17 protein-coding genes are annotated in these 23,116 nt (G+C 71.4%); 5 read left to right on the top strand and 12 right to left on the bottom strand.

Translation table 11 applies throughout. From position 1 onward, the window contains the following. Positions 1–4: 4 nt before the first annotated feature. Positions 5–1,741 (top strand): AMP-binding protein, encoded by a 1,737-nt coding sequence (locus tag ACEZDG_RS33660; protein WP_380517418.1) that lies wholly within the window; start codon positions 5–7, stop codon positions 1,739–1,741. Positions 1,742–1,996: 255 nt separating this feature from the next. Next, on the top strand, positions 1,997–3,109 hold the full coding sequence (locus ACEZDG_RS33655; protein WP_380517416.1) for an ATP-grasp domain-containing protein: 1,113 nt from the start codon (positions 1,997–1,999) through the stop codon (positions 3,107–3,109). Positions 3,110–3,136: 27 nt separating this feature from the next. Here ACEZDG_RS33655 and ACEZDG_RS33650 read toward each other — a convergent pair whose 3' ends face one another. Both ACEZDG_RS33650 and ACEZDG_RS33645 read right to left on the bottom strand, forming a co-directional pair. Then, the gene (locus ACEZDG_RS33650; RefSeq protein WP_380517580.1) at positions 3,137–4,741 is read right to left on the bottom strand and encodes a BCCT family transporter; all 1,605 of its coding nucleotides are present in this window, start codon (positions 4,739–4,741) and stop codon (positions 3,137–3,139) included. A gap of 157 nt (positions 4,742–4,898) precedes the next feature. Next, positions 4,899–5,984, bottom strand: coding sequence for an S-(hydroxymethyl)mycothiol dehydrogenase (locus tag ACEZDG_RS33645; RefSeq protein WP_380517412.1), 1,086 nt, complete (start codon positions 5,982–5,984; stop codon positions 4,899–4,901). Positions 5,985–6,235: 251 nt separating this feature from the next. Between ACEZDG_RS33645 and ACEZDG_RS33640 the strand changes: the two genes are divergently transcribed. Beyond that, a complete protein-coding gene (locus ACEZDG_RS33640) occupies positions 6,236–7,576 on the top strand; it encodes a hypothetical protein (protein ID WP_380517410.1) in 1,341 nt (446 codons plus the stop codon). A gap of 18 nt (positions 7,577–7,594) precedes the next feature. Here ACEZDG_RS33640 and ACEZDG_RS33635 read toward each other — a convergent pair whose 3' ends face one another. Genes ACEZDG_RS33635 through ACEZDG_RS33620 form a run of 4 tightly spaced genes read right to left on the bottom strand, consistent with a single transcriptional unit; the run spans position 7,595 to position 12,109 of the window. Further along, on the bottom strand, positions 7,595–8,866 hold the full coding sequence (locus ACEZDG_RS33635) for a 6-phospho-beta-glucosidase (RefSeq protein ID WP_380517407.1): 1,272 nt from the start codon (positions 8,864–8,866) through the stop codon (positions 7,595–7,597). Continuing rightward, on the bottom strand, positions 8,863–9,777 hold the full coding sequence (locus tag ACEZDG_RS33630) for a carbohydrate ABC transporter permease (protein ID WP_380517404.1): 915 nt from the start codon (positions 9,775–9,777) through the stop codon (positions 8,863–8,865). The genes ACEZDG_RS33635 and ACEZDG_RS33630 overlap by 4 nt, the downstream gene beginning before the upstream one ends. Beyond that, positions 9,774–10,760, bottom strand: a complete 987-nt coding sequence (locus ACEZDG_RS33625) for a carbohydrate ABC transporter permease (RefSeq protein WP_380517401.1) — start codon at positions 10,758–10,760, stop codon at positions 9,774–9,776. Before ACEZDG_RS33625 ends, ACEZDG_RS33630 begins: the two co-directional genes overlap by 4 nt. A gap of 14 nt (positions 10,761–10,774) precedes the next feature. Beyond that, a complete protein-coding gene (locus tag ACEZDG_RS33620) occupies positions 10,775–12,109 on the bottom strand; it encodes an ABC transporter substrate-binding protein (RefSeq protein WP_380517399.1) in 1,335 nt (444 codons plus the stop codon). A gap of 182 nt (positions 12,110–12,291) precedes the next feature. On the opposite strand from ACEZDG_RS33620, the gene ACEZDG_RS33615 reads away from it, so the two are divergent. Together ACEZDG_RS33615 and ACEZDG_RS33610 are read left to right on the top strand one after the other, a co-directional pair. Beyond that, entirely contained in the window at positions 12,292–13,125 is an 834-nt protein-coding gene (locus ACEZDG_RS33615) for a GntR family transcriptional regulator (RefSeq protein WP_380517396.1), read from the top strand. Between the two features lie 82 nt (positions 13,126–13,207). Then, positions 13,208–14,056 carry a transglutaminase domain-containing protein gene (locus ACEZDG_RS33610; protein WP_380517393.1) on the top strand — a complete coding sequence of 283 codons (849 nt, stop codon included), beginning with the start codon at positions 13,208–13,210 and terminating at the stop codon, positions 14,054–14,056. A gap of 128 nt (positions 14,057–14,184) precedes the next feature. Here ACEZDG_RS33610 and ACEZDG_RS33605 read toward each other — a convergent pair whose 3' ends face one another. The 6 genes from ACEZDG_RS33605 to ACEZDG_RS33580 all read right to left on the bottom strand — a co-directional run bounded on the left by ACEZDG_RS33605 (position 14,185) and on the right by ACEZDG_RS33580 (position 23,090). Next, positions 14,185–15,489 carry a vWA domain-containing protein gene (locus ACEZDG_RS33605; RefSeq protein WP_380517391.1) on the bottom strand — a complete coding sequence of 435 codons (1,305 nt, stop codon included), beginning with the start codon at positions 15,487–15,489 and terminating at the stop codon, positions 14,185–14,187. Further along, positions 15,486–16,736 (bottom strand): AAA family ATPase, encoded by a 1,251-nt coding sequence (locus ACEZDG_RS33600; RefSeq protein WP_380517388.1) that lies wholly within the window; start codon positions 16,734–16,736, stop codon positions 15,486–15,488. Before ACEZDG_RS33600 ends, ACEZDG_RS33605 begins: the two co-directional genes overlap by 4 nt. Positions 16,737–16,823: 87 nt before the next feature. Next, entirely contained in the window at positions 16,824–18,242 is a 1,419-nt protein-coding gene (locus ACEZDG_RS33595) for a hypothetical protein (protein ID WP_380517385.1), read from the bottom strand. A gap of 292 nt (positions 18,243–18,534) precedes the next feature. Further along, entirely contained in the window at positions 18,535–19,608 is a 1,074-nt protein-coding gene (locus tag ACEZDG_RS33590) for an outer membrane protein assembly factor BamB family protein (protein ID WP_380517382.1), read from the bottom strand. A gap of 311 nt (positions 19,609–19,919) precedes the next feature. Beyond that, complete coding sequence (locus ACEZDG_RS33585; protein ID WP_380517379.1) at positions 19,920–21,113, bottom strand: RtcB family protein; 1,194 nt, start codon at positions 21,111–21,113, stop codon at positions 19,920–19,922. 438 nt (positions 21,114–21,551) lie between these two features. Continuing rightward, on the bottom strand, positions 21,552–23,090 hold the full coding sequence (locus ACEZDG_RS33580) for an MFS transporter (RefSeq protein WP_380517376.1): 1,539 nt from the start codon (positions 23,088–23,090) through the stop codon (positions 21,552–21,554). Positions 23,091–23,116: the final 26 nt, after the last annotated feature.

Below are 23,116 nucleotides of genomic sequence, written 5' to 3'. Positions count from 1 at the left end.
CGCCGTGACCGAGCCCAGTGCCTACGAGGAGTTCAAGGCCGCCCGGGACCACCTGCTGGAGCACCGCGGGGACCTCGACGGCGCCCGGGCCTTCCCCCGGCCGCGCTCGGCGCGGTTCAACTGGGCGCTGGACTGGTTCGACCGCGAGGCGGCCGGCAACCAGGCGGTCGGGCTCCGGGTGGTGGACCTGGACGCCGAGGGCCGGCCGCTGGCCGAGACCGCGCTGACCTTCGCCGAGCTGAGCCGGCGCTCCGACCGGGTGGCCGGCTGGCTCGACGCCCTCGGTGTGCGCCGCGGCGACCACGTGCTGCTGCTGCTCGGCAACCAGGTCGAGCTGTGGGAGACCATGCTCGCGGCGATCAAGCTCGGCGCGGTGGTGATCCCGGCCAGCACCCTGCTCTCCCACGACGACCTGGCCGACCGGGTCGAGCGCGGCTCGGTCCGGCACGTGGTCGCGCAGAGCGCCCTGGCCGGGCGCTTCGAGGGCATCGACGGCGACTGGACCCGGATCGCCGTGGGCGCGCCGACCGCCGGCTGGCTGGACTTCGCCGACGCGTACGCCCACCAGGGTGGTTTCCGGCCGCGCGGGGAGACCCTGGCCGAGGACCCGCTGCTGCTCTACTTCACCTCCGGCACCACCAGCCGTCCCAAGCTGGTGCAGCACACCCACCGCTCGTACCCGGTCGGACACCTCTCGACGATGTACTGGATCGGGCTGCGCCCGGGCGACGTCCACCTCAATGTCTCCTCACCCGGTTGGGCCAAGCACGCCTGGAGCAACTTCTTCGCGCCCTGGAACGCCGGGGCGGAGATCCTGATCGTCAATCAGCCGCGCTTCGCGGCGCGTCCGCTGCTGGACGCGATGGTGCGGCACGGGGTCAGCTCCTTCTGCGCGCCGCCGACGGTGTGGCGGATGCTGGTGCTGGAGGACCTGACCCGGTGGAAGCTGCCGCTGCGGGAGCTGGTCGGGGCGGGCGAGCCGCTCAACCCCGAGGTCATCGAGCGGGTCAGGGACGCCTGGGGCGTGCTGCTGCGGGACGGTTTCGGCCAGACCGAGACCACCGCGCAGATCGGCAACCCGCCGGGGCTGCCGGTGAAGCCGGGTTCGATGGGCCTGCCGCTGCCGGGCTACCAGATCGCCCTGGTCGACCCGCTGACCGGCGCGGTCGTGACCGACCCGGGCGCCGAGGGCGAGCTGTGCCTGCCGCTGGACAGCGATCCGCTGGGGCTGATGACCGGCTACCAGGACGACCCGGCCCGCCAGGCCGAGGCCACCGCCGGCGGTTTCTACCACACCGGTGACGTGGCCTTCCGGGACGCCGACGGCTATGTGACCTACGTCGGCCGCACCGACGACGTGTTCAAGTCCAGCGACTACCGGATCTCGCCGTTCGAGCTGGAGAGCGTCCTGGTCGAGCACCCGGCGGTGGCCGAGGCGGCGGTCGTCCCCTCCCCCGACCCGGTCCGGCTCTCGGTGCCCAAGGCGTACCTGGTGCTCGCCCCCGGCCACCGGCCCGACGCGGCCACCGCGCGCTCGGTGCTGGCCTTCGCCCGGGAGCGGCTGGCCCCGTACAAGCGGGTCCGCCGGGTCGAGTTCGCGGAACTGCCGAAGACCGTCTCGGGCAAGATCCGACGGGTCGAACTGCGCGGCCGGGAACACGAACTGCACGGCGGAACCGTGGTTTCGGAACGGGGTTCGGCCGAGTTCTGGGAGGAGGACTTCGCCCAGGAACAGGGCTGACCTCCGGCTCATCTCCGGCGGGTCGTGTTAACAACGCATGACGTAGCGAAGGATGACGAAACTCCCACTCGCGCAACCACCCCGCGACGTGATCTGATACGCCCACGACCCCCCGCTGTCCAGGTATCCCCGCCCCTGCGCACGTGCGGTCGCACTCGACCACGGCCACGGTGCCCGCGAAGACGCGGGCACCGTGAACCAGTGTCGCCACGAAGCCCTTCCCTGCCCTGCCGGCCTTCGTCCTGGAGACACCGCGTGAACCACCCGCTGCGCATCTGGCTGAACCGCACCTACGCCGAGAACGCCTTCTTCATCGGCCTGCTGAGAGAGAACCGGGACGACGTCGAACTGGAGGTCCACGCGACGCATGTCGACGCGGACTCGCCGGTGCTGCGGGCCGCGGACGTCTCCTCGCTGGAACCCGAACGGCTCTCTCCCGCGGCGTACGTCGAGTTCGCGCTGGACTACTGCACGCGGCAGGGCATCACGCTGTTCCTCCCCCGGCTGCACCAGCAGGCCGTCGCCGCCCGCCGCGCGGACTTCGCCGCGGTGGGCACGACCGTGCTGAGCCCGCCCTCGGCGGCGATCGAGCTGTTCGACGACAAGGCGACGGCCTACGAGAAGCTGGCAGCGGCAGGGCTGCCGGTGCCTCCGTGGTGGCGGGTGCAGGACGCGGCCGAGCTGCTGGACGCGGTGGAGCGGATCGAGGCGGACGGCGGGACGCCCTGCCTCAAGCCGGTCACCGGCGCGGGCGGCGAGGGCTTCCGGATGCTGTCGCGCAAGCCGTTCTCGCTCTCCAGACTGGCCGGGGCGCCCAGCTGGCAGGTCCCGCTGGACGACGTGGTGCGCGCGCTGGAGCGGGACGAGCGGGAGCGCCCGGTGGACTGGCTGGTGATGCCGCACCTGGCCGGCCCCGAGGTCTCGGTGGACTGCCTGGCCGGCCCGGACGGGCGGCTGCGCGCGGCGATCGGGCGCAGCAAGGAGGGCCGGCGGCGCGGGTTCACCCTCGACCCGGCCTACCTGGAGCCGACCGTGCTGCTGGTGGAGACCTTCGGCCTGGCCTATCTGACGAATGTTCAGTTCCGGCACCACAAGGGCGTGCCGATGCTGCTCGACATCAACACCAGGCCCTCCGGCGGGCTGCACCAGCTGTCCCGGTGCGGGGTCAACTTCCCTTGGGCGGCTATGCAGTTGGCGCTGGGTCAGGAGCCGACGGAGATCACCGTGCGGACCCTGGGCGAGGACTACACGCTGATCTCCACGCCGTACCCGGCGCTGGCCCGGCAGCTGCCGATCCCGATGCCCAGGTTCCCGGCCGAGGCGGCGGCGGCAACCGCGGCGGCGGCGGTGACCGGCCCGGCGCTCTGAGCCCGGTCCGGGGTTCGGCTCCGGGGGTTACTGCTTGCCCGCCATGGCCTCCCCCACCGCCGCGCGGATCGCCGCGGCGAGGCCCTGCGGGTGGGTGTGCAGCCGGGAGGGGGCGGCGGCGGGGTCGGTCCTGAGGTCCTTCAGCAGCGCCCAGCAGAGCGCCAGCATCACCAGCACGAACGGCAGCGCGACCAGGATGGTGGCCCGCTGCAGCGCCTGCAGCCCGCCGGCCACCAGCAGCACCGCGGCGACCGCGCCCATCAGCACACCCCAGCTGACGACCAGCCAGGTACGCGGGTGCAGCGCGCCGCCCTGCGAGAGCGAGCCGAGCACCAGCGAGGCCGAGTCCGCGCTGGTGATGAAGTAGGTCATCACCAGCAGCACCGCGACCACGCAGCTGACCGATCCCAGCGGCAGCGCCTTGAGCAGTCCGAACAGCGCCGCCTCGGCGCCGCCGGAGCCGGTCGCGGTGTCCACCAGCTTCGCGGCGCCGGTGGCGTCCAGCCGGATCGCGCTGCCGCCCATCACGCAGAACCACAGGACCGTGCCGCCGCTGGGCACCAGCAGCACGCCGAGCAGGAACTGACGGATGGTCCGGCCGCGGGAGATCCTGGCGATGAAGGTGCCCACGAAGGGCGCCCAGGACAGCCACCAGGCCCAGTAGAAGATGGTCCACGCGCCGAGCCAGCTCTCGTCGGTGAAGGCCCCGGTCCGGGTGGACATGGTGACCAGGTCGCTGAGGTAGCCGCCGAGGGTGGCCGGGATGGCGTCCAGCACGTAGATGGTGGGGCCGAGCACAAAGACAAAGACCATGATCACCGCGGCCAGCACCACATTCGCCGTGCTCAGCCATTTGATACCGCGGTGCACCCCGGAGAAGGCGGAGAGCACGAACGCGGCGGTCAGCGCGCCGATGATGACCAGCTGGGTCGACTGCGAGTCCTTGACGCTGGCGATCACCCCCAGGCCCTGCGCCACCTGGAGCGCCCCGAGGCCCAGGCTGGTCGCCGAGCCGAAGACGGTGGCGAAGACCGCGAGCAGGTCGATCGCCCGCCCCGGCCAGCCCTTGGCGCCGCGCTCGCCGAGCAGCGGGACGAAGGCGGAGCTGATCCGGTTGCCGCGTCCCTTGCGGAAGGTCGCGTAGGCCAGGGCCAGGCCGCCGACCCCGTAGATGGCCCAGGGCTGCAGGGTCCAGTGGAACAGCGAGTACTGCAGCGCGGTCTGCGCGGCGGCCGGGGTCAGCGGTTTCACCCCGGTGCCAGGCGGGGGCGCGGCGTAGTGCTGCAGCGGCTCGCCGACCCCGTAGAACATCAGGCCGATGCCCATGCCGGCGCTGAACATCATGGCCACCCAGGCCAGGGTGGTGAACTCGGGCTCGTCCTCGTCCGCGCCGAGCCGGATCCGGCCGTAGCGGCTGAACGCGAGCAGCACGCAGAGCACCAGGAAGACGTCGGCGGCGACCACGAACAGCCAGCCGAAGTTGTGCAGCACCCAGTTCAGGCCGCTGGTGGAGGCGCTCTCCAGGGAGTCCTTGCCGAAGGCGCCCCAGGCCACCACCCCGATCACGGCCGCCGTGCCGAGGCCGAAGACGACGCGGTCGACGGGGAAGTCCTGTTCGTCGCCGGCTGGCACGGGTGGCACGGATGGCACGGATGGCACGGGTGGTCGCACGCCCTTCCCTGATAGTGCCCGGATTCGGACATATCCGGGCACTATCCACTATGCCGAGCGGGCCCGGCGCATCAGGGAAGGCGCGCACGACGCCGCGTCGGCGGCCTCGTGACGACCGTCAGAACAGCACCACCGAGCGCAGCACCTCGCCCCGGTTCATCCGGGCGAACGCCGCCTCCACGTCCTCCAGGCCGATCGTCTCGGAGACGAAGGCGTCCAGGTCGAGCCGCCCCTGCAGATAGAGGTCGATCAGCATCGGGAAGTCCCGCGAGGGCAGGCAGTCGCCGTACCAGGAGGACTTCAGCGAGCCGCCGCGCCCGAACACGTCCAGCAGCGGCAGCTCCAACGTCATCTCCGGGGTGGGGACGCCGACCAGGACCACCGTGCCGGCCAGGTCGCGGGCGTAGAAGGCCTGCCGGTAGGTCTCCGGACGGCCGACCGCCTCGACCACCACGTCCGCGCCATGGCCGCCGGTCAGCTCGCGGATCGCCTCGACCGGGTCGGTGGAGCGGGAGTTGACGGTGTGGGTGGCGCCCAGCCGGAGCGCGGTGGCGAGCTTGTCGTCGTCGATGTCGACGGCGATGATCCGGGCCGCCCCGGCCAGCCGGGAGCCCATGATCGCCGCGTTGCCGACCCCGCCGCAGCCGATCACGGCCACGCTGTCGCCGCGGGAGACGCCGCCGGTGTTGACCGCCGCGCCCAGTCCCGCCATCACCCCGCAGCCGAGCAGTCCGGCCGCGGCCGGGGAGGCGGCCGGGTCCACCTTGGTGCACTGGCCCGCCGCGACCAGGGTCTTCTCGGCGAAGGCGCCGATGCCCAGCGCCGGCGACAGCTCGGTCCCGTCCTCCAGGGTCATCCGCTGCTTGGCGTTGTGGGTGTTGAAGCAGTACTGCGGCCGTCCGCGCCGACAGGCGCGGCACTGGCCGCAGACCGCGCGCCAGTTGAGGATCACGAAGTCGCCGGGGGCCACCTCGGTGACGCCCGCGCCGACCGACTCCACGATCCCGGCGGCCTCATGGCCGAGCAGGAACGGGAACTCGTCGTTGATACCGCCCTCGCGGTAGTGCAGGTCGGTGTGGCAGACCCCGCAGGCCTGCACCTTCACCACGGCCTCGCCGGGGCCCGGGTCGGGGACCAGGACGGTCTCGATCCGGACCGGCTCCCCCTTGCCCGGGGCGATCACTCCGCGCACACGCTGGGCCATGGCCGCGTTCTCCCTCACTGTGGGTCCGCACTGCGGGTCTTCACTGCGGGTCTTCGCAGGCCACCCTAGAACCGAGAGCGACGATCGCGCAGGCGGGAACGCCGAAGCAGCTGTCGACCGGCGTTCAATCAGCTGAACTGCGGAGGTCCTTCCTCGTAAGATCCGGTGAGGGTCCACCACCCTCGAACACATTTCTGCTCGAACATGTTCTCGAATACACCTCGAACACACTCCTGGCGGGGGAATCACGGATGCGGGCACGGCGGCGCGGCAGGACGTACGCGGGAGCAGCGGGCGCCCTGGCCGTGCTGCTGCTGGCGAGCGGCTGCGGCGGGGGCGGCAGCGGCCACGGCGGGGCCGGGGCCACCCCGTCCAGCGGCTTCGTCGCCGCGACCCCGGCCGATCCGTCCGTGAAGAGCTACGACCCGCCGCTGCGCTTCGGCAGGGTCCCGGTGGCGCTGCCGCTGCCCCCCGCGTCCGGAGCCGTGGCGCTGGTCGGCGTGGACGCCTATGTGGCGGACGGCGACAGCCTGCGGGTGGTGGACACCCGTACCGGAAAGGTGCTGGCCACGGTCGACGCGAAGGACCCGCTGCCGGGCGCCGTGAGCGGCGCCGGATCCGTCCGCGCCCCGCTGGTCGCGGCGGTCGGCGACAGCACCCTGAGCCTGGTGCTGGACGCCTTCCTGGTCACCGTCCCGGCCAAGGGCAGCACCCCGGCCGGGACCGGGGTGGAACTGGTCGCGGTCGACACCTCCACCCGGCAGGCGGTCTGGACCGCGCAGGTCACCGACATCCCGGCCTGGGCCTCCGGCCAGGACACCGACCACGACGCCGCCGCGGACGGCCTGGCGGTCGGGGTCGTCGGCTTCCACGGCAATACCGCCGTGGTGTCGCTGACCGACCGGGACCACGTCGGGGTCGGCTTCGGCATCGACCTGATGTCCCATCGCACCGTCTGGCACAAGGACGGCTTCGCCGCCGACGCGGTCACCGACGACGCGGTGGTCGGCACCGCCGCCAGGAACCCCTCGGTGGACCAGGCCGGGGCCGAGCGCAGCGTGCTCGGCCTGGCCCTCTCCGACGGGAGCCAGAAGTGGAAGGAACTGGACACCGGCCCCGAGGTGGCCATCGGCGCCGCCGGGCCAGGACAGGTCACCGTGGTCGGCGGCAGCTACAACGGCGCCACCGGCTTCTCGTACCTGGTCGACGCCGACAGCGGCAAGCAGACCGCGCTGCCCAACGCCGGCCAGAACCTGGCGGGCTGCCGCTACGACGGCGCCGCCATGCTGGTCTGCCAGGGCCAGGACAGCAGCGGCAACCACCTCTACGGCCTGGACGCGAGCACCGGAAAGCAGCACTGGCAGCTCCCCGACCCGGCCGCCGGCGGCACCGGGCCGGTCCCGGCGCTCACCGCCCTCTGGCACGGCGCGGCCTACGGGACCACCAGCAGCGGCCCGGTGGTCCTGGACACCAGGACCGGGGCCGACCGGGGCGCGGCCCCGGGCGTCGCCCCGGTGCTGCTGGACGGCAGCGTCGGGCTGGCCCGACCCGCCGGCGGCAGCCCGCTGGCGGCATACCCGGCGGTGGGCTGAACTCCCTTCCCTCCAGGCTCATTTCCGCGCCCAGGGCAGGAAGTCCCGGTTCACCGCGACCAGTTCGGCGGCCAACCGCCGCGCCGTATCGGTCTGCCCGATCAGCGGGTGCGCCAGCAGCGCGTCCTCGACCCGGCCCAGGCCGCCGTGCAGCGCCGCCCGGACCGCCAGTTCCTCGTAGGCGCTGACATGCGCGATCAGCCCGGCCTGCAACGGGTCCACCGGTGCCACCGGCAGCGGCACCGCCCCGTCCGCGCCGATCCGGCAGGGCACCTCGATCACCGCGTCGTCGGCGAGGAACGGCATGGTGCCGTGGTTGCGGACATTGGCCACCTGGACCTCCCCCTCGGCCTCCCCGGTGTCCCCGAGCAGTCCGGCCACCAGCGAGATCGCCGCCTCCGAGTAGTACGCGCCACCGCGCCGCTCCAGCAGCGCGGGCTTGGTGTCCAGGGCCGGGTCGGCGTAGAGGCCGAACAGTTGCCGCTCGATCTCCGCGACCTGCTCGGCCCGCGACCCCTCGGCCAACTGCTCGGCCAGCACCGCGTCATGGGCGTAGTAGAAGCGCAGGTAGTAGGAGGGCACGACGCCGTGCCTGCGCATCAGCTCCAACGGGATCCTGACCCGCGCGGCCAGCGCCTCGCCGTACTCGTCCAGGATCCTGGGCATCATGTCCACCCCGCCGATCCGCACCCCGCGCTCCCAGGTGAGGTGGTTCAGGCCGATGTGGTCCAGCTCCACCCGCTCCGGATCGACGCCGAACCACTCGCCGAAGGTGTGCTGGAAGCCCTTGGCGACATTGCAGAGCCCGACCGCCCGGTGGCCCGCGTCGAGCAGCGCCCGGGTGACGATGCCGACCGGGTTGGTGAAGTCGACGATCCAGGCGTCGGGGGCCCGTTCGGCGATCCGCTCGGCGATGTCCAGCACGGTCGGGACGGTGCGCAGCGCCTTGGCCAGACCGCCCGCCCCGGTGGTCTCCTGGCCGATGCAGCCGCAGCCCAGCGGCACGGTCTCATCGGTGTGACGGGCCGCCTGGCCGCCGATCCGCAGCTGCAGCAGCACTGCTGACGCACCGTCAAGATGAGCGTCCAGATCGGTGCCGGTGCTGACAGTGCCCGGGTGCCCCTGCCTGGCGAAGATCCGGGCGGCCACACCGCCGACCAGGTCGAGGCGCTCCTGGTCCGGATCGACCAGCACCAGCTCGTCCACCGGCAGGGTGTCCCGGAGCCGGGCGAACCCGTCGGCGAGTTCCGGGGTGTAGGTGGATCCGCCACCGACGACAACGAGCTTCAACCTTTGACTCCTGTCAGTGTGACGCCCTCGATGAAGGCTTTCTGCGCGAAGAAGAAGACGATGATCACCGGGGCCATCGCCACCACGGTGGCGGCCATGGTGAGGTTCCACTCCACCGCCTGGGCCGATTTGAAGCTGGCCAGGCCGACCGCGAGGGTCCAGTGGGCGGGCGTCTCCCCGGTGTAGATCAGCGGGCCGTAGTAGTCGTTCCAGGCCGAGAAGAACTGGAACAGCGCCACCGCGGCGATGGCCGGGCGCATCATCGGCAGCACCACCCGGAACAGCACCCGGACCTCGCCGCAGCCGTCCATCCGGGCCGCGTCCAGGTACTCCTCGGGAATGGTGAGCAGGAACTGGCGCAGCAGGAAGATGGAGAAGGCGTCCCCGAACAGGGACGGGATGACCAGCGGCCAGATGCTGCCGGTCAGGCCGAGCCTGGCCCACATGATGTACATCGGGATGACCAGCACCTGCGGCGGCAGCATCATCATGGTGACCACCGCGAGGAAGGCGGCGTTGCGCCCCCTGAACCGGAACCGGGCCAGCGCGTACGCGACCGGGACGCTGGACAGCAGCATGGCCAGGGTCGCCGCGACCGCGTAGACCACGGTGTTGGCGATCCAGGTCAGCATGGGCGCGCGGCGGAACACCTCGGCGTAGTTGGACCACTGCCAGTGCTGCGGCCAGAGCTGCGAGGACATCGACTGCTGGTCCGTCATCAGCGAGGTCAGCAGGATGAACAGCAGCGGCCCGGCGAAGGCGGCCACCAGCGCCAGCGCCAGCGTGTGGTCGGCGACCCAGATCAGCAGCCTGCGGCGGCGGGCCCGGTCCACGGCGGCCCGGTGCGCGGAGACCGGCCCGGACGGCCGGCGGCGGGCCCGGAGCCCGCCGGTCGGGGAGAGTACGGTCATGCGGCTGCCTCCTGCGGGGTGAAACCGGACGCACGGCGCAGCAGCAGCACCGTGAACAGCATGGACACCGCGAACAGGACCACCGCGAGGGCGCAGGCGTAGCCCATGTGGAACTGGGTGAACCCGGTGGCGTAGATCCACTGCGAGAAGGTGAGCGAACTGCCGCCCGGGTAGCCGAAGGACACCTCGTTGCGGGTGCCTCCGGCGGTCTGCGCGGCGACCATCGCCTGGGTGAAGTACTGCAGCGCCGCGATCACCCCGGTGACCATGGAGAACATCAGCACCGGGGAGATGGTCGGCAGGGTGACCCAGCGGAACCGCTGCCAGGGGTTGGCCCCGTCCAGCGCGGCGGCCTCGTACAGCTCGGCCGGGACGTCCAGCAGGGCGGCCAGGAAGATCACCATGGCGCTGCCGCTGCCCCACAGCGCCAGCAGGGTGAGCGCGGGCTTCGACCAGGCGTCGGCGTTGAACCACAGCGGTCCGTCGATGCCGAGCAGCCGCAGGACCTGGTTCACCGGACCGGTCGCCGGGTTGAACATACAGACGAAGGCCACCGTCGCGGCCACCGGCGGAGCCAGCGCGGGCAGGTAGAACAGGGTACGGAAGACCCCCGCGCCGGACTTCAGACGGGCCGTCAGCATGGCCACCCCGAGCGCGAACAGCACCTGCGCCGGAACCATGATCACCACCAGCCAGCCGGTGTTGCGGATCGACTGCCAGACGAACGGGTCCTCGCCGAACATGAAGCGGTAGTTGCGCAAGCCGACCCACTGGGCCGGGGAGATCATGTTGGAGTTGGTGAAGGACAGGTAGACCGTGGTGCCCAGCGGATAGAGCAGGAAGACGGCGAAGCCGACCAGCCAGGGCGACAGGAACAGCAGCACCCGGAGCCGGTGCCGCCGCCGCTTGGCCCGCAGCGCGGGGGATGTGGGGGCGGGGGCTGTGCGGGCGGGGGGTGTGGGCGCGGGGGACGCGGGGGTCATCGCGGCGCTCCGGGTCACTGGCCGAGCTTGAGCGTGGCGTCGTTCTGCTGGTCGATCGCGGCCAGACCCGCCTGCAGGTCCGGGACCTTGCCGTCCTGCCACTTCTGGGCGAACGGGCCGAAGTTGGTGAGGTACGCGCCGCCGTCGGCGGAGGCGGGGGCGCTGGAGGTGAGCGGGTTGCCGAAGACCTCGAGGAACGGGGCGAACTTCGGGTCCTTGGACAGTTGCAGCTCGGGCGAGTGCAGCGCCGGCAGCGTGGTGGGGACGTTGCCGACCGCGTCGGCCAGGGTGACCACGGCGGTGGTGTCGGTGGTGAGGAACTCCACCAGCTTCCAGGCGGCGTCCGGGTGCTTGCTGCCGCGCGGGATGCCCATCACATTGCCGCCGACGAAGCCCGATCCGTACAGCTCGGGCTTGTTGTCGGCGACCGGCATCGGCGCGGTCCCGTAGTCCACCGTCGACTTGTCGCCCTTGATGAAGGCGGTGCGCCACTCGCCGTCCACCATCATCGCCAGGGTGCCGTTCTCAAAGGCCATCTGCGCGGACTGCTCCGGTGCCATCCCGGCCGTGAACTTCCTCAGCTTGTCCGCGCCCATCGCGTCCACCAGGTTCTTCTGCCAGGTCAGCGCCTGGGCGAAGGCGGGATCGGTGGCGGTGTCGGAACTGCCGTCCGGCTTCAGCCACTTACCGCCCCAGCTGGGCACCAGGTGCTCGGTGAGCATCTCGTAGCCGCCGAACCAGGGCATGAAGCCGGCCGTCCTGATCGAGCCGTCGGTGTTGTACGTGGTCAGCTTGACGGCGTCGGCGGCGAGCTCGGTCATGGTCTTCGGCGGGGCGCTGATCCCGGCCGCCGTGAACAGCTTCCTGTTGTAGTAGAGCCCGAAGGTGTCGGCCAGCCACGGCATGGTGCAGCGCTTGCCGCCGAAGGCGGTGTACGCCTGCACCGCCTTCGGTATCCGGCTCAGGTCGACATGGTCGGCGGTCAGGTCCGGGGTCAGGTCCTGGAACGCGCCCGAGGAGCACCAGCCGCCGACGTTCGCCGCGTTGAAGGAGGCCGCGACATCGGGGGCGGTGCCGCCGCGGATCGCCTGGTTGATCTTGTCGTCGGTCTGGCCCTTGACGCTCTTGACGGTGATGTAGGGGTACTTGGCGTGGAACTGGGCCAGCACCGCGTTCACTGCGCTGACCTCGCGGTCGTCGGTGAACGCATGCCAGAAGGTGATGGTGACCGGGGTGGTGTCGGCGCTGCCGGCGCCCGCCTTCGGGGCGTCGTCGTTCACCGACGTACAGCCGCCGGAGAGCAGGCACAGGGCGGTGACCAGGGTCGCTGCGGACAGAGCTCTTCTCACGAGGGACCTCTTTCACAGGGGAGGATGCTGCAGCGGCTGCAAAGGGCTGCGGGAGACTGCAGAGGGAGGCCGGCCGACCGAGAAGATGTTTACCAGTTTATTGACCAGTTGCACCAGACCTTGACCAGTGGTTTCCCACTGGTGCAGCATGGGCGACGTCCGGACAACCAAGGAGCCGTCAGGTGAACGACGAACGTCAAGCAGCCTTCTCGAAGCGGGAACGCATCCGCGAGTACCTGCTCGACCTCGTCGAGACCCTGGACTTCGGCCAGGCCATCCCGTCCGAACGCAGGCTCTGCGCCGAGCTGGGCGTGTCCCGTCCCACCCTGCGCGGGGCGGTCGACGACCTGGTCAGGGACGGCCTGCTGGTGCGGCGGCACGGCCAGGGCATGTTCGTCGCCCAGCCCAAGATCGCCCAGGACCTGGCCCAGACCGCCCCCTCCCGGCACACCGTGGCCGGGGTCGACGGCACCTGGTCCAGCCGCACCGTCGACTTCAGGACCATCAGCGCGGGAGCCAGGGTCGGCCGCAGGCTGCGGCTCTCCCCCGCCGCGCCGGTGCTGCGGATCACCAGGCTGCGGCTGGTGGACCAGCTGCGGATGTCGGTCGACACCCTGTTCCTGCCCGAGGGCCTGGTCCCCGGCCTGACCGCGGCCGACCTGGAGCAGCACTCCTTCTACGACCTGCTGGAGAGCCGGTACGGAGTCGGCGTCAGCGAGGCGGTGCAGACCATCGAGCCCACCGTCACCGACGAGGACGAGGCCGCGCTGCTGGACGTCCCGGTGCACTTCCCCGCGCTGCTGTTCGAGCGGGTGACCGAGGACGAGGCGGGCCGGGTGGTGGAGTTCGCCCACTCGCTCTACCGCGGCGACCGCTACCGGATCGTGTCGCGGCTGTCGCTGTCCAAGGACCGCCGCGGGGGGCGGGTGCTGTCCGGCGAGTGGTCCACGGCCGCCCCGGCGGCCGGCCCGTCCACCCTGCCGACCGACCCCTTCTTCGCCGGTCCTTCGAGCTAGCCGGCGGGAACTGGTATTGACCACTGGTCAATGTGCTGTCGCCGGCCGCTTGTCCGTATCCCGATCCCGCAGACTGGTGACCATGACCAGTTCACTGCTGCAACAGAGGCGCCCCCGTGCCCACCGCGCCCCGACAGCGGCAGCGGCGGGGGCGAAGGCGGAGGCGAAGGCCGTGGCGGGCGCCGTCCGTCCGGTGCCGGGCGGGACCGCGCCCACGGGCATCCTGGACTGGCAGCACCCGCGGGTCCGCCACCTGCTGGAGCAGGTGCGCGCCCATGAGCCGGCCGCCGCCGGGCCCGGACCGCTCGCACTGCTGCAGGCCGCCCACCAGACCATCGTGGCGGAGATCCGGCCGGTGTACTCGCTCGACGACCGGCGGCCGGTGTCGGAGACCCTGCGGCGCGGGCGCGGCTCCTGCAGCCAGCGCCTGGCGGTACTGGAAGCGGTGGCCCGGGCCTCGGGCGTGCCGACCCGGGTACGGGGCCTGCTGGTGGACGGCGCCTTCTGGTATCCGCGCTTCCCCCGGCTGCGGTTCCTGGTGCCCGACCACGTGGTGCTCGCCTGGCCGGAGTTCCAGCTCGACGGCGGCTGGCTGCCGGCGTCCGAACTCTTCGGCAGCCTGCCGGAGTTGAGCACGGCCCCCGGGGGCGGCTTCACCAACTCCGGTGGCGAGACCATGTTCGAGGCCCTCTCCCGCACCGCCGTGGACTGGGACGGGGCGACCCGGGCCTGTCCGGAGAGCCCGGAGAGCCCGGGGAGCCCGGGGAGCCGCTCCTCCTGCGACCTGTCCGCGAGCATCTCCGCGGACCTGGGCCACTACTCCTCCCGCGACCTGCTGTTCGCCGACCGCGACCAGACCCTGTGCTGGGCCGCCCGCCGCCTGGGCGAACCCGTCCTCGGCCGCTGGAGCGCGGGCGGTCGCACGACGTAGTGAGCGACTCGCCGCGGTGCGGAGCTGCCGCCGCTCAGCGGGCGGCCCGATCGTTCGGCAGGCGGCAGGCGAGCGGCGGTTGGCGGGATGCGGTCGGCGGCAGGCGGTCGGCGAGCGGTCGGCGCCGGTCAGCGAGATGCGGTCGGCGCGCCGATGGTGACCACGCGGGCCCACTCGGGCGGCGAGTCCGGCACATAGTGGGGATCGTCCTCGTCCCAGGACTGGCCCTTCTGCCGCCGGTCGAACAGTCCCACCACCGTCCGGCACGGTGGGCGCGCGTCCGGCCAGCGCGTCTGACCATCCGTCAGCACCACGATGACGTCGGGCCGCGGCTGCGCCCGGAGCGCCTTGGCGAAGCCCGTCCGCAGATCCGTACCCCCGCCGCCCACCAGCGGAATTCCCTCGGCGCGGCACAGCGGGTGCACGCCCTGGGCCACCGCGTCGCACGGCAGCACGGTGATCAGATCCCGACGTCCGCCCACAGCCCGGGCAATCGCCGCGACCTCCAGCAGCGCGCTGCCCAGTTCGGCGTCACTCACCGAGCCGGAGGTGTCGATGACCACGGACACCCGGGGCGGCTTGCGCCGCAGGCTCGGCAGGATGACGCGGGGCATCCCGGCCGAACGCCGTGACGGTCGGCCGTAGGTGTAGTCCTCGCCCACCCCGGGACCGGACACGGCCGAGCGGACCGCCGCGCCCAGCAGTTCCCGCCACGGCTGCGGCGGGTGGAACGCCTCCTCCGCCCACCGCTGCCATCCCTTCGGGACCCTTCCCGGGCGGCCGGTGATGCCCTGCGCCACCCGGAACCGCACCGCGTCCCGCTCCTGCTCGCTCAGGCCGTGCGCGCCGTTCGGCCCCAGTTCCCAGTCGCGGTCCAGCCCGTCGGCGCCACTGCCGCAGTCCAGCCAGGCCATGCTCTGGGTGTAGGGGCCGAGCCGGAACTGCCGCAGGTAGTCCTCCATCAGCTCCCCGTCGCGAAGCCCCAACAGCCTTGGTAGGACCGCGCCTTCGGGCTGGACCAGCCCTTCGCCGAACACATCGTCATTGATCTCGCAGTCCGCGGCGATGTTCATCCGCAGCCGTTCCGCCGGGCCGGTCAACCCGTGCTCCCGCGCGAACCGGTCGCTGCGCCCGTGGTGGTCGCGCAGCAGGTGCGACACCTCGTGCACCCACACCGCGGCCAGTTCCTCCTCCGGTGTGCGGTCCACGAACGCGGGCGAGACATAACAGCGCCAGTACCGGTCGACGGCCATCGTCGGCACCCGCCGCGACTCCACGGTGTGCAGGGCGAACAGCGCGGTCGCCAGGTAGGGACGGACCCGGGCGGCATGCAGCCTGGCGGCGAAGAGCTTGTCGAGGTCCAACGCCGACGACGCAACCGGTGTGCCCGGTACCGGCGGTGTCCCCGGTGCGTCCGGTACGCCCGCGCTCATCGGCCCGCCTTTACGGTGGCCCCGGCCCCGGCCCCCGCGCGGGCCACCGAGCGGTCTGCCCGCTGGGACAGCGTCACCACCCCGGCCAGCCGCTCGATCGAGGCCGGAACCTCCCAGTCCTGTCGGCGCAGCGAGGCGAGGGTGGTCGCGGGGACGACCACCAGGTCCGGGGCACCGGTCTCCATCGCCCGGACCAGCAGCGTCCATGCCGCGTCCCAGCGGCACTTCTCCGGTCGGCTGCGGACTGCGGCCACCACACCGTCCAGCACGGCCTGGCGCAGATCCCCGCGCTCGGGCAGGACCGCGCCCGCCGGGTCGGCGAGCAGCGCCTCCGGGTCCGGGAGGTCCATCCGGTCCAGGCTCGCCAGCAGCTCCAGCCCAGGACCGTCCCCCACCGTGCCCCTGACCAGCAACGAGAGCACGTCCCGGGAGGAGCCGGCCGCGGTCGCGAAAGCGATCAGGCACAGGCTCATCTCCCAACTGCGCGGTGACGGCCAGGGCCCGCCACGCCGCGTCTCGGTGCTGGGCAGGCGGTGCACCAGCGCGGGACGGGCGGCCAGCAGCCCGCAGACCGCACGGCGGGCGAAGGCCACCGCGTCCGGCAGCCGCTGCGGGTCGAGCTGGGGCAGGGTGGCTCGCGGCCAGGTGCCACCGAGGCCGCGCACCACGACCTCATGGTCGTGGGTCCACTGGAGATGGACGAACCGGTTTGCCAGCGGCGGGCTCAGCTCCCAGCCGTCGGCCGCCGAGGAACGCGGGTTCGCGGCAGCCACGATCCTTACCCCGGGCGGCAGTTGCAGGGCGCCGATCCTCCGTTCGAGCACCAGCCGGAGCAGCGCGGCCTGGACGGCCGGCGGCGCGGTGGACAACTCGTCCAGGAACAGCAGGCCTCGCCCGGCCCGCACCAGTCGCACCGCCCAGTCCGGCGGGGCCATCGGGACGCCCTGCTCGGCGGGATCGTCGCCGACGACGGGCAGCCCCGAGAAGTCGGACGGCTCGTGCACGCTGGCGATCACCGTGGTCAGCGGAAGGTCCAGGGCTGCGGCGAGCTGGGTCAGGGCCGCGGTCTTGCCGATCCCCGGCTCCCCCCAGAGCAGCACGGGAAGGTCGGCGGCCACCGCCAGCGTCAGGGCCTCCAGTTGGACGTCGGGCCGCGGTTCGGTGCCGACGTCCCGCAACAGTGCCAACAGCTCGCCGGCGACGTCGAGTTGAGCAGGAGATTCATTGGATGGGGTGCATACGGGCATGAGTGATCACCTTTGGATTCGTGATGGGTCAAGCAGGAGACGGGAGACCGGCGGGCGGGCATGGGACGAAGGCCCCGACCCGGTGGCTCAGGGTGAGATCGTGTGATGCGGGTGAGTGCGGTGGTGATGGAGATGACGCGGACCCGGCGGAACGCGGCGGGGTCCCTGACCGGCCAGTCCGGCCCGGAACAGTCCGTAGCTGATCCGCCGCAGCGCGGCCGTCTCCAGTTCGTCCAGCAGCTCGCCGCTGCGCAGCAGCGCCTCGGGACCGAGCAGGCCCTCGACGACGGCCAGCGCACCGGCCGTGTCGCCGTGGTCCAGCCGTTCACGAACGCCGGTGAGGCAGTCCGGACGGCGGTGCGCCAGATCGATGGCCTGCAGGCAGGGCAGCGGAGTACCGGTCAGCGCGGCCAGTAGTTCCTCGCGGCGGATCTCGTCCGGGTCGTGGTCCAACGGCGCCAACTGCCCGTCCACCAGCCCGATCCGGTGCAGATCCCCCCGGCACTCGACAAGGCGCGGCTGTCCGGCCCGGCCGAGGATCCGGGACGGATCGCCGGGCGGCAGGTCCGGTACCAGCGCCGCGGCGACCAGCGGGTGCAGCTGTTCGACCCCGATCGCGCCGGTGCGGAGCAGTTCCAGGTCGGGCAGCACCCAGGTCGCCGCGTCGGGCAGCACCGGCAGCCCGCAGGGACCGCCAGCCGTATCAACGGACGCCGCCGCGATCCGCAGAACGGGCGGCCCGATACCGATACCGTTCCCGCTCTCGTCAGCCTCAGCCGCCAGGTCCAGGATCAGCCGATGCCGGGCCCTGATCCGCACGGCGACGCTGCCGACAGGCCGCCCCTCGGCGTGAAGCAGAATCCCCGCCTCGGCCGCCCACCGGTCAACGGCGCAGCCGCACTCCGGCAGCACCGTTCCCAGCCATGGATCCGAACGGCCTTCGCCGAGCCCCCGATCGGCCCCGGATCGAACACGCAGCTCGCCCGACCTGGAGGCATCCCACAGGTGACGGTGCAGGTCAAGGCGGAACCGCCGGTGCGGATGGGGGTGCGGATGCCAACGGGTGGCCGCCTCCCCGTGGGATCCGTCCCACAGCGCAAGGCTGATCCGCTGACCGGCATCCGCCCAGGCGGGCGGCGTCCGCGCCACCAGGTGCACCGGGCCGGCGCCGTCACGCCCCGCAGGGTCGTACCGCGCCAGCGTGATGGTCAGTCCCGGTCGCAACAGCCCGTCAGGAGCGATCCTCGGCATAAACCAACGCAGCAGGTCAGGGGCCAGCAGACGAAGATCCGCCCGGACCCTGGCCGCAAGCTCCCGCCCATGGATACGCGCCACGGAACGCAGGTTGAGATCGACATCAACCCCTGCGGCAGCACACGCCCCGCCCCAGTCCCCAGCACAACGCCGGGCAGTCGCGGTCTCAATCATGGAGGCCGGCACGGCGAACTCACGCACGCGCAGCCACAAGGAAATACGGGAATCCCGATTCGCGATCTGAGTGAGCATCAGCACTCACCTTGCGCGGATGGGACCCCCATTCTGCTGGCAGATTGAATCATCATCGCGGCGAGCATAGCCCCTCCCCACGATGATCCACCAGAGCGATACGGTGCTGAGCCCCAGGCGGGTCAGAGCTTCGGCGCTGTCACCCACACGGGGGTTCGCCGGACGCAGCGGCGGCCTTCGCATGTTCCTGCCTCACCGCCCGGGGCGACGCGCTGTTGTGCACGGACGGACCGGTCAGGCCCCTGGTGGACCTGTCGCTGACGGAGATCTGGGAGCAGGAGGGCGACAGACCCTAAACGGCAAACTGATCGACTGCCTCGTGGCTTGCCCGGATCCTGATGGCGATCAGGGTGCCCCGGGTCACGACCAGTACGACGTCGGGATCGTCAGCCGGTCCTGCCGCGTGCAACGCCGAGATGCGGCGGCTCACTGTCGTACGACGGACGATATGGCCGGCCGAGTCCAGACGCAGCAGGGTGCCCTGGTCGCCGCCCAGGAGGAATCCCGTCCCGATGGGAACGACGCCTGGGGCGAATCGCTGTCCGATGTCGACCCGCCGGCGCAGCGACCCATCAGCGGGGTCGTACGCCGCACAGCCCTGCTTGTCGCCAAGCCACAGCAGTCCACCGACGTACCGGGCCTGGAACCAGGTCTGGTCACTGTCGTGCCGGAGCAGCGTGCGGAGTTCGCCGGTTGCGGGCCGTAGTTCGACGACGGTTCGCCGACCGCAGTGAATGAGGAGCCGGTCGGAGCCACCGGGGGCGAAGATCCGCTGGCAGTCCGTCGACCGAAGCGCCTCGGGCAAGACCCAGCGGCCGAGTTCGTGGCCGTCGTGGACGTCGAGCAGTCGCACCTCCTCGCCGTCCGGCGCGCCGATCAGCACCGTATTGCCGCTAGCGACGGGGGGAACAGTGGCGGCGCGGCCGGAGGCGCTCCAGCGGATGTGTCCGGTGGCCGAATCGAGGGCCGTCAGGTCGGTGTATCCACGCCAACCACCGATGAGCACGGTGTCAGCAGTGGCGGTGATGTAGCCGGTGAAGCGCGGCAGGGGGACGGTCCACAGAACGGTCCCGGTGCGCAGGTCCCAGCAGGTGAGCGCGTCGATGTTCTGGGCGATACCGAAGCAGCGGTCACCGGCCACCGCGACGGCCCGGGGCCACAGGCCGAAGGGGACGTCCCAGCGAACCGTGCCGTCCCAGCGGTCCAGGCAGACGAGTCGGGTCCAGCGCTCGTGTACGACAACACAGTCGTCGCCGACCGCGAGTTCCGATCCGGAACCACGCTGGTGCAGGTCACGCTCCCACAGGACTTCCTCCGACATGCCGCCACCCTTCGAGAACCGAACCACACCCGGCGAACGCGCCAAGCCGACGCCGCCTTCGCGGCCGTTCCTCCCCGACGCACACCACATGCTCACTGCGGCGGGGAGCCAACCGCAGCACGCCGTCCAGGCCGACGGTGAAGGTGAACGGCTCGGCCAGATTCTCGGCTGCGGCCTGCGCCGCCCACTGCTCAAGGTCCTGGGCCGACCGTAGCCGAAAGCCCTCACCGCTGGGGCGGATGAGGGCTCGCAGCTCGGGTGGGCCGATGTACGGGTAGGGCCGCATCGATCCTCCGTCGAGGATGCCCGGCCGCCCGCTCCCCCGGGGCGGGCGGCCGGGGCCGGGTGACGGGGCCTCAGCCCTTGACGCAGACGACCTGCTTGAGCTGGGCCACGACCTCGACCAGGTCGGTCTGCTGGGCCATGACCTTTTCGATCGGCTTGTAGGCGCCCGGGATCTCGTCCACGACGCCGGAGTCCTTGCGGCACTCCACGCCCCGGGTCTGCTCCTCCAGGTCCTGCACGCCGAACTTCTTCTTGGCGGCCGTACGGCTCATCTTCCGGCCGGCGCCGTGCGAGGCCGAGTTGAACGCCCGCTCGTTGCCGAGGCCCTTGACGATGTACGAGCCGGTGCCCATCGAACCGGGGATGATCCCGAACTCCCCCGAGCCGGCCCGGATCGCGCCCTTACGGGTCACCAGCAGTTCCTGGCCCTCGTACGTCTCCTCGCTGACGTAGTTGTGGTGGCAGCTGATCACCGGGTCGAAGGCGACCTTCGCCTTGGGGAACTCCTTGCGGACCACGTCCTGGAACAGCGCCATCATGATGGCCCGGTTGTTCTTGGCGTACTCCTGCGCCCAGAACAGGTCCTGGCGGTAGGCGCCCATCTGCGGGGTGTCCGAGATGAAGACCGCGAGGTCGCGGTCGACCAGGCCCTGGTTGTGCGGCAGTGTCTGGGCGATGCCCATGTGGTGCTCGGCCAGTTCCTTGCCGATGTTGCGCGAACCGGAGTGCAGCATCAGCCAGACCGCCCCGGAGGTGTCGGTGCAGACCTCGACGAAGTGGTTTCCGCCGCCGAGCGTGCCCATCTGGGACAGCGCCCGCTCCCGCCGCCACTTCACCGCGTCCGCGATGCCGTCGAAGCGGGACCAGAAGTCGTCCCAGCCCGCCGTCGGGAAGCCGTGCAGCTTGCCGGGGTCGACGGCCTCGGGGTGGGCGCCGCGGCCGACCGGGATGGCCGCTTCGATCCTGGAGCGCAGCCGGCTGAGGTTGTCGGGCAGGTCACGGGCGGTGAGTGAGGTCTTGACCGCGCTCATTCCGCAGCCGATGTCGACGCCGACCGCGGCCGGGCAGACCGCGCCCTTCATGGCGATGACGGAGCCGACCGTGGCTCCCTTGCCCAGGTGGACGTCCGGCATGACGGCGAGGCCGCTGATCCACGGCAGCGAGGAGATGTTCCGCAGCTGCTGCATGGCCTGGCCCTCGACCGTGGCCGGGTCCGTCCACATCCGGATCGGGACCCGGACGCCGGGGACTTCGGTGTACGACATGCTTGATCGACCTCCACGGTCGGTGAGTGATGAGATGAAGTCTGGGACGCCGTGCCAGGGGGGCCGCTGCTGCGGCCGTCACGGCGTGATGGTGGTGCGGCGTGGTGGTGTTGCTCGACTGTCCTGCCGCTGCTTCAGCGTTGGGGACAGGAGTAGGCAGTGGAGGGGCGTCGCCTGGGGGAGGCACAGGCGCTGAAACGCCTGTTTTGCAACTCGACCCGCACGGTGACCGCCTCCTCTCCACTGCCTCGGACCGGACTGTCGACCGGTCACATGGACTATCTAGCCATGCAGCCCGGGAACCCCGCAATGGAATTAGAACGGCGGCCCCGCCTCAGTGTTCGAGACGGGGCCGCCGCTTGTTACGGGTACTGCCTGACGTGGTGTCAGTGGAGCAGATGGAGCAGGTAAGGCAGGTGGAACAGCCGGGTCACTGCCTCAGTGGGCGATGACCGGGATCGACGCCTCGCCGATCTCCTCGCCGGCACCGCCGGTGGGCGGAGCGACGGCGTCGCGGCCGGCGTTGACCAGGGCGAAGGTGAGGCCGGCGGCGATGACGAGAATGCCGACCGCCACCCAGATCGCCGCGACGTAGCCGTGCACCTGGGCCTGGGCGAGCAGCGCCGGGTTGCCGGCACCGTGGGACTTGATGTAGCTGCTGGTGGCGTTGACCGCGATGGTGCTGAGCAGGGCGGTGCCGATGGAGCCACCGATCTGCTGCGAGGTGTTGATCATCGCCGAGGCGACACCCGAGTCACGCGGCTGGACCTTGTAGGTGGCCAGGCTCATGGCGGGCATGAAGGCCGTACCCATGCCGAGACCGAGCAGCAGGAAGCCGGGCAGCAGCACTGCGGCGTAGGAGCTGCCGACGCTGAGCTGGGTCAGGAACAGCATGCCGACGGCGGCGACCAGGAAGCCGGGGCCCATCAGCAGCCGGGCCGGGACCCGGTTCATCAGCCGGGCGCCGATCTGGGTGGAACCGGCGATCATGCCGCCGATCATCGGCAGGAAGGCCACGCCGGTCATGACCGGGGTGTAGCCCTTGACCTGCTGCAGGTAGTAGGTCAGGAAGAGGAACAGGCCGAACATCCCGATGATGGCCAGGCCGAGCGACAGGTAGACGCCACCGCGGTTGCGGTTCAGGATCACTCGGAGCGGCAGCAGCGGCGCCTTGACCTTGCTCTCGACCAGGACGAAGGCGGCGAGCAGCACGGCGGAGGCGATGAACATGCCGATGGTGATCGGAGCGCCCCAGCCGTCGCCGGGGGTGGAGGCCTTGGTGAAGCCGTAGACCAGGGCGACCAGGCCGGTGGTGGCGAGCAGCACACCGGGGATGTCGAGCCGGTCGCGGTTGCGGCCTTCCTCGCGCTCGTGGATGAAGAGCACGGCGCCGATGGCGGCGATGATCGCGAAGAAGATGTTCACGAACAGGGCCCAGCGCCAGTTGGCGTACTGGGTGAGGACACCGCCGAGGATCAGGCCGACGGCGCCGCCGGCGCCGGCGATGGCGCCGAAGATGCCGAACGCGGCCGCGCGCTCCTTGGCCTCGGTGAAGGTGACCGCGAGCAGCGACAGCGCGGCGGGGGCGAGCAGTGCGCCGAAGACGCCCTGGAGGGCCCGGGCGCCGAGCAGCATGCCCTCGTTGACGGCCGCGCCGCCGAGGGCGGAGGCTGCGGCGAAGCCGACCAGACCGAGTATGAAGGTGCGCTTACGGCCCCAGAGGTCGGAGATGCGTCCACCGAAGAGGAGCAGTCCGCCGAAGGCGAGGCTGTAGGCGGTGATGACCCACTGCCGGTTGGCGTCCGAGATGTGCAGGTCCACCTGGGCGTGCGGGAGGGCGATGTTCACCACAGTGGCGTCGAGGACGACCATCAGCTGGGCGATCGCAATGAAGATGAGCGCCTTCCAGCGCTGCGGGTCGGGTTCGAGTTGAACGGGCTGGTCTGACTTACTGAGGTTGGACATGACTGTTCCCATGACTGTCTAGGCAAGGTCGAACTCGG

The organism is Streptacidiphilus alkalitolerans, from assembly GCF_042511045.1.
Classification (GTDB): Bacteria; Actinomycetota; Actinomycetes; order Streptomycetales; family Streptomycetaceae; genus Streptacidiphilus; species Streptacidiphilus alkalitolerans.
Note: the sequence above shows the minus strand (reverse complement) of the source record. Positions and strands in the feature narration are given on the sequence as shown.

What these genes read in the sequence shown, in the direction of transcription:
- ACEZDG_RS33645 (WP_380517412.1), bottom strand. Translation starts at nt 5,984, where the DNA reads ATGGCCCAGCGTGTGCGCGGAGTGATCGCCCCGGGCAAGGGGGAGCCG.
- ACEZDG_RS33640 (WP_380517410.1), top strand. Translation starts at nt 6,236, where the DNA reads ATGCGGGCACGGCGGCGCGGCAGGACGTACGCGGGAGCAGCGGGCGCC.
- ACEZDG_RS33630 (WP_380517404.1), bottom strand. Translation starts at nt 9,777, where the DNA reads ATGACCGTACTCTCCCCGACCGGCGGGCTCCGGGCCCGCCGCCGGCCG.
- ACEZDG_RS33625 (WP_380517401.1), bottom strand. Translation starts at nt 10,760, where the DNA reads ATGACCCCCGCGTCCCCCGCGCCCACACCCCCCGCCCGCACAGCCCCC.
- ACEZDG_RS33610 (WP_380517393.1), top strand. Translation starts at nt 13,208, where the DNA reads ATGACCAGTTCACTGCTGCAACAGAGGCGCCCCCGTGCCCACCGCGCC.
- ACEZDG_RS33605 (WP_380517391.1), bottom strand. Translation starts at nt 15,489, where the DNA reads ATGAGCGCGGGCGTACCGGACGCACCGGGGACACCGCCGGTACCGGGC.
- ACEZDG_RS33600 (WP_380517388.1), bottom strand. Translation starts at nt 16,736, where the DNA reads ATGCCCGTATGCACCCCATCCAATGAATCTCCTGCTCAACTCGACGTC.
- ACEZDG_RS33595 (WP_380517385.1), bottom strand. Translation starts at nt 18,242, where the DNA reads ATGCTCACTCAGATCGCGAATCGGGATTCCCGTATTTCCTTGTGGCTG.
- ACEZDG_RS33585 (WP_380517379.1), bottom strand. Translation starts at nt 21,113, where the DNA reads ATGTCGTACACCGAAGTCCCCGGCGTCCGGGTCCCGATCCGGATGTGG.
- ACEZDG_RS33580 (WP_380517376.1), bottom strand. Translation starts at nt 23,090, where the DNA reads ATGGGAACAGTCATGTCCAACCTCAGTAAGTCAGACCAGCCCGTTCAA.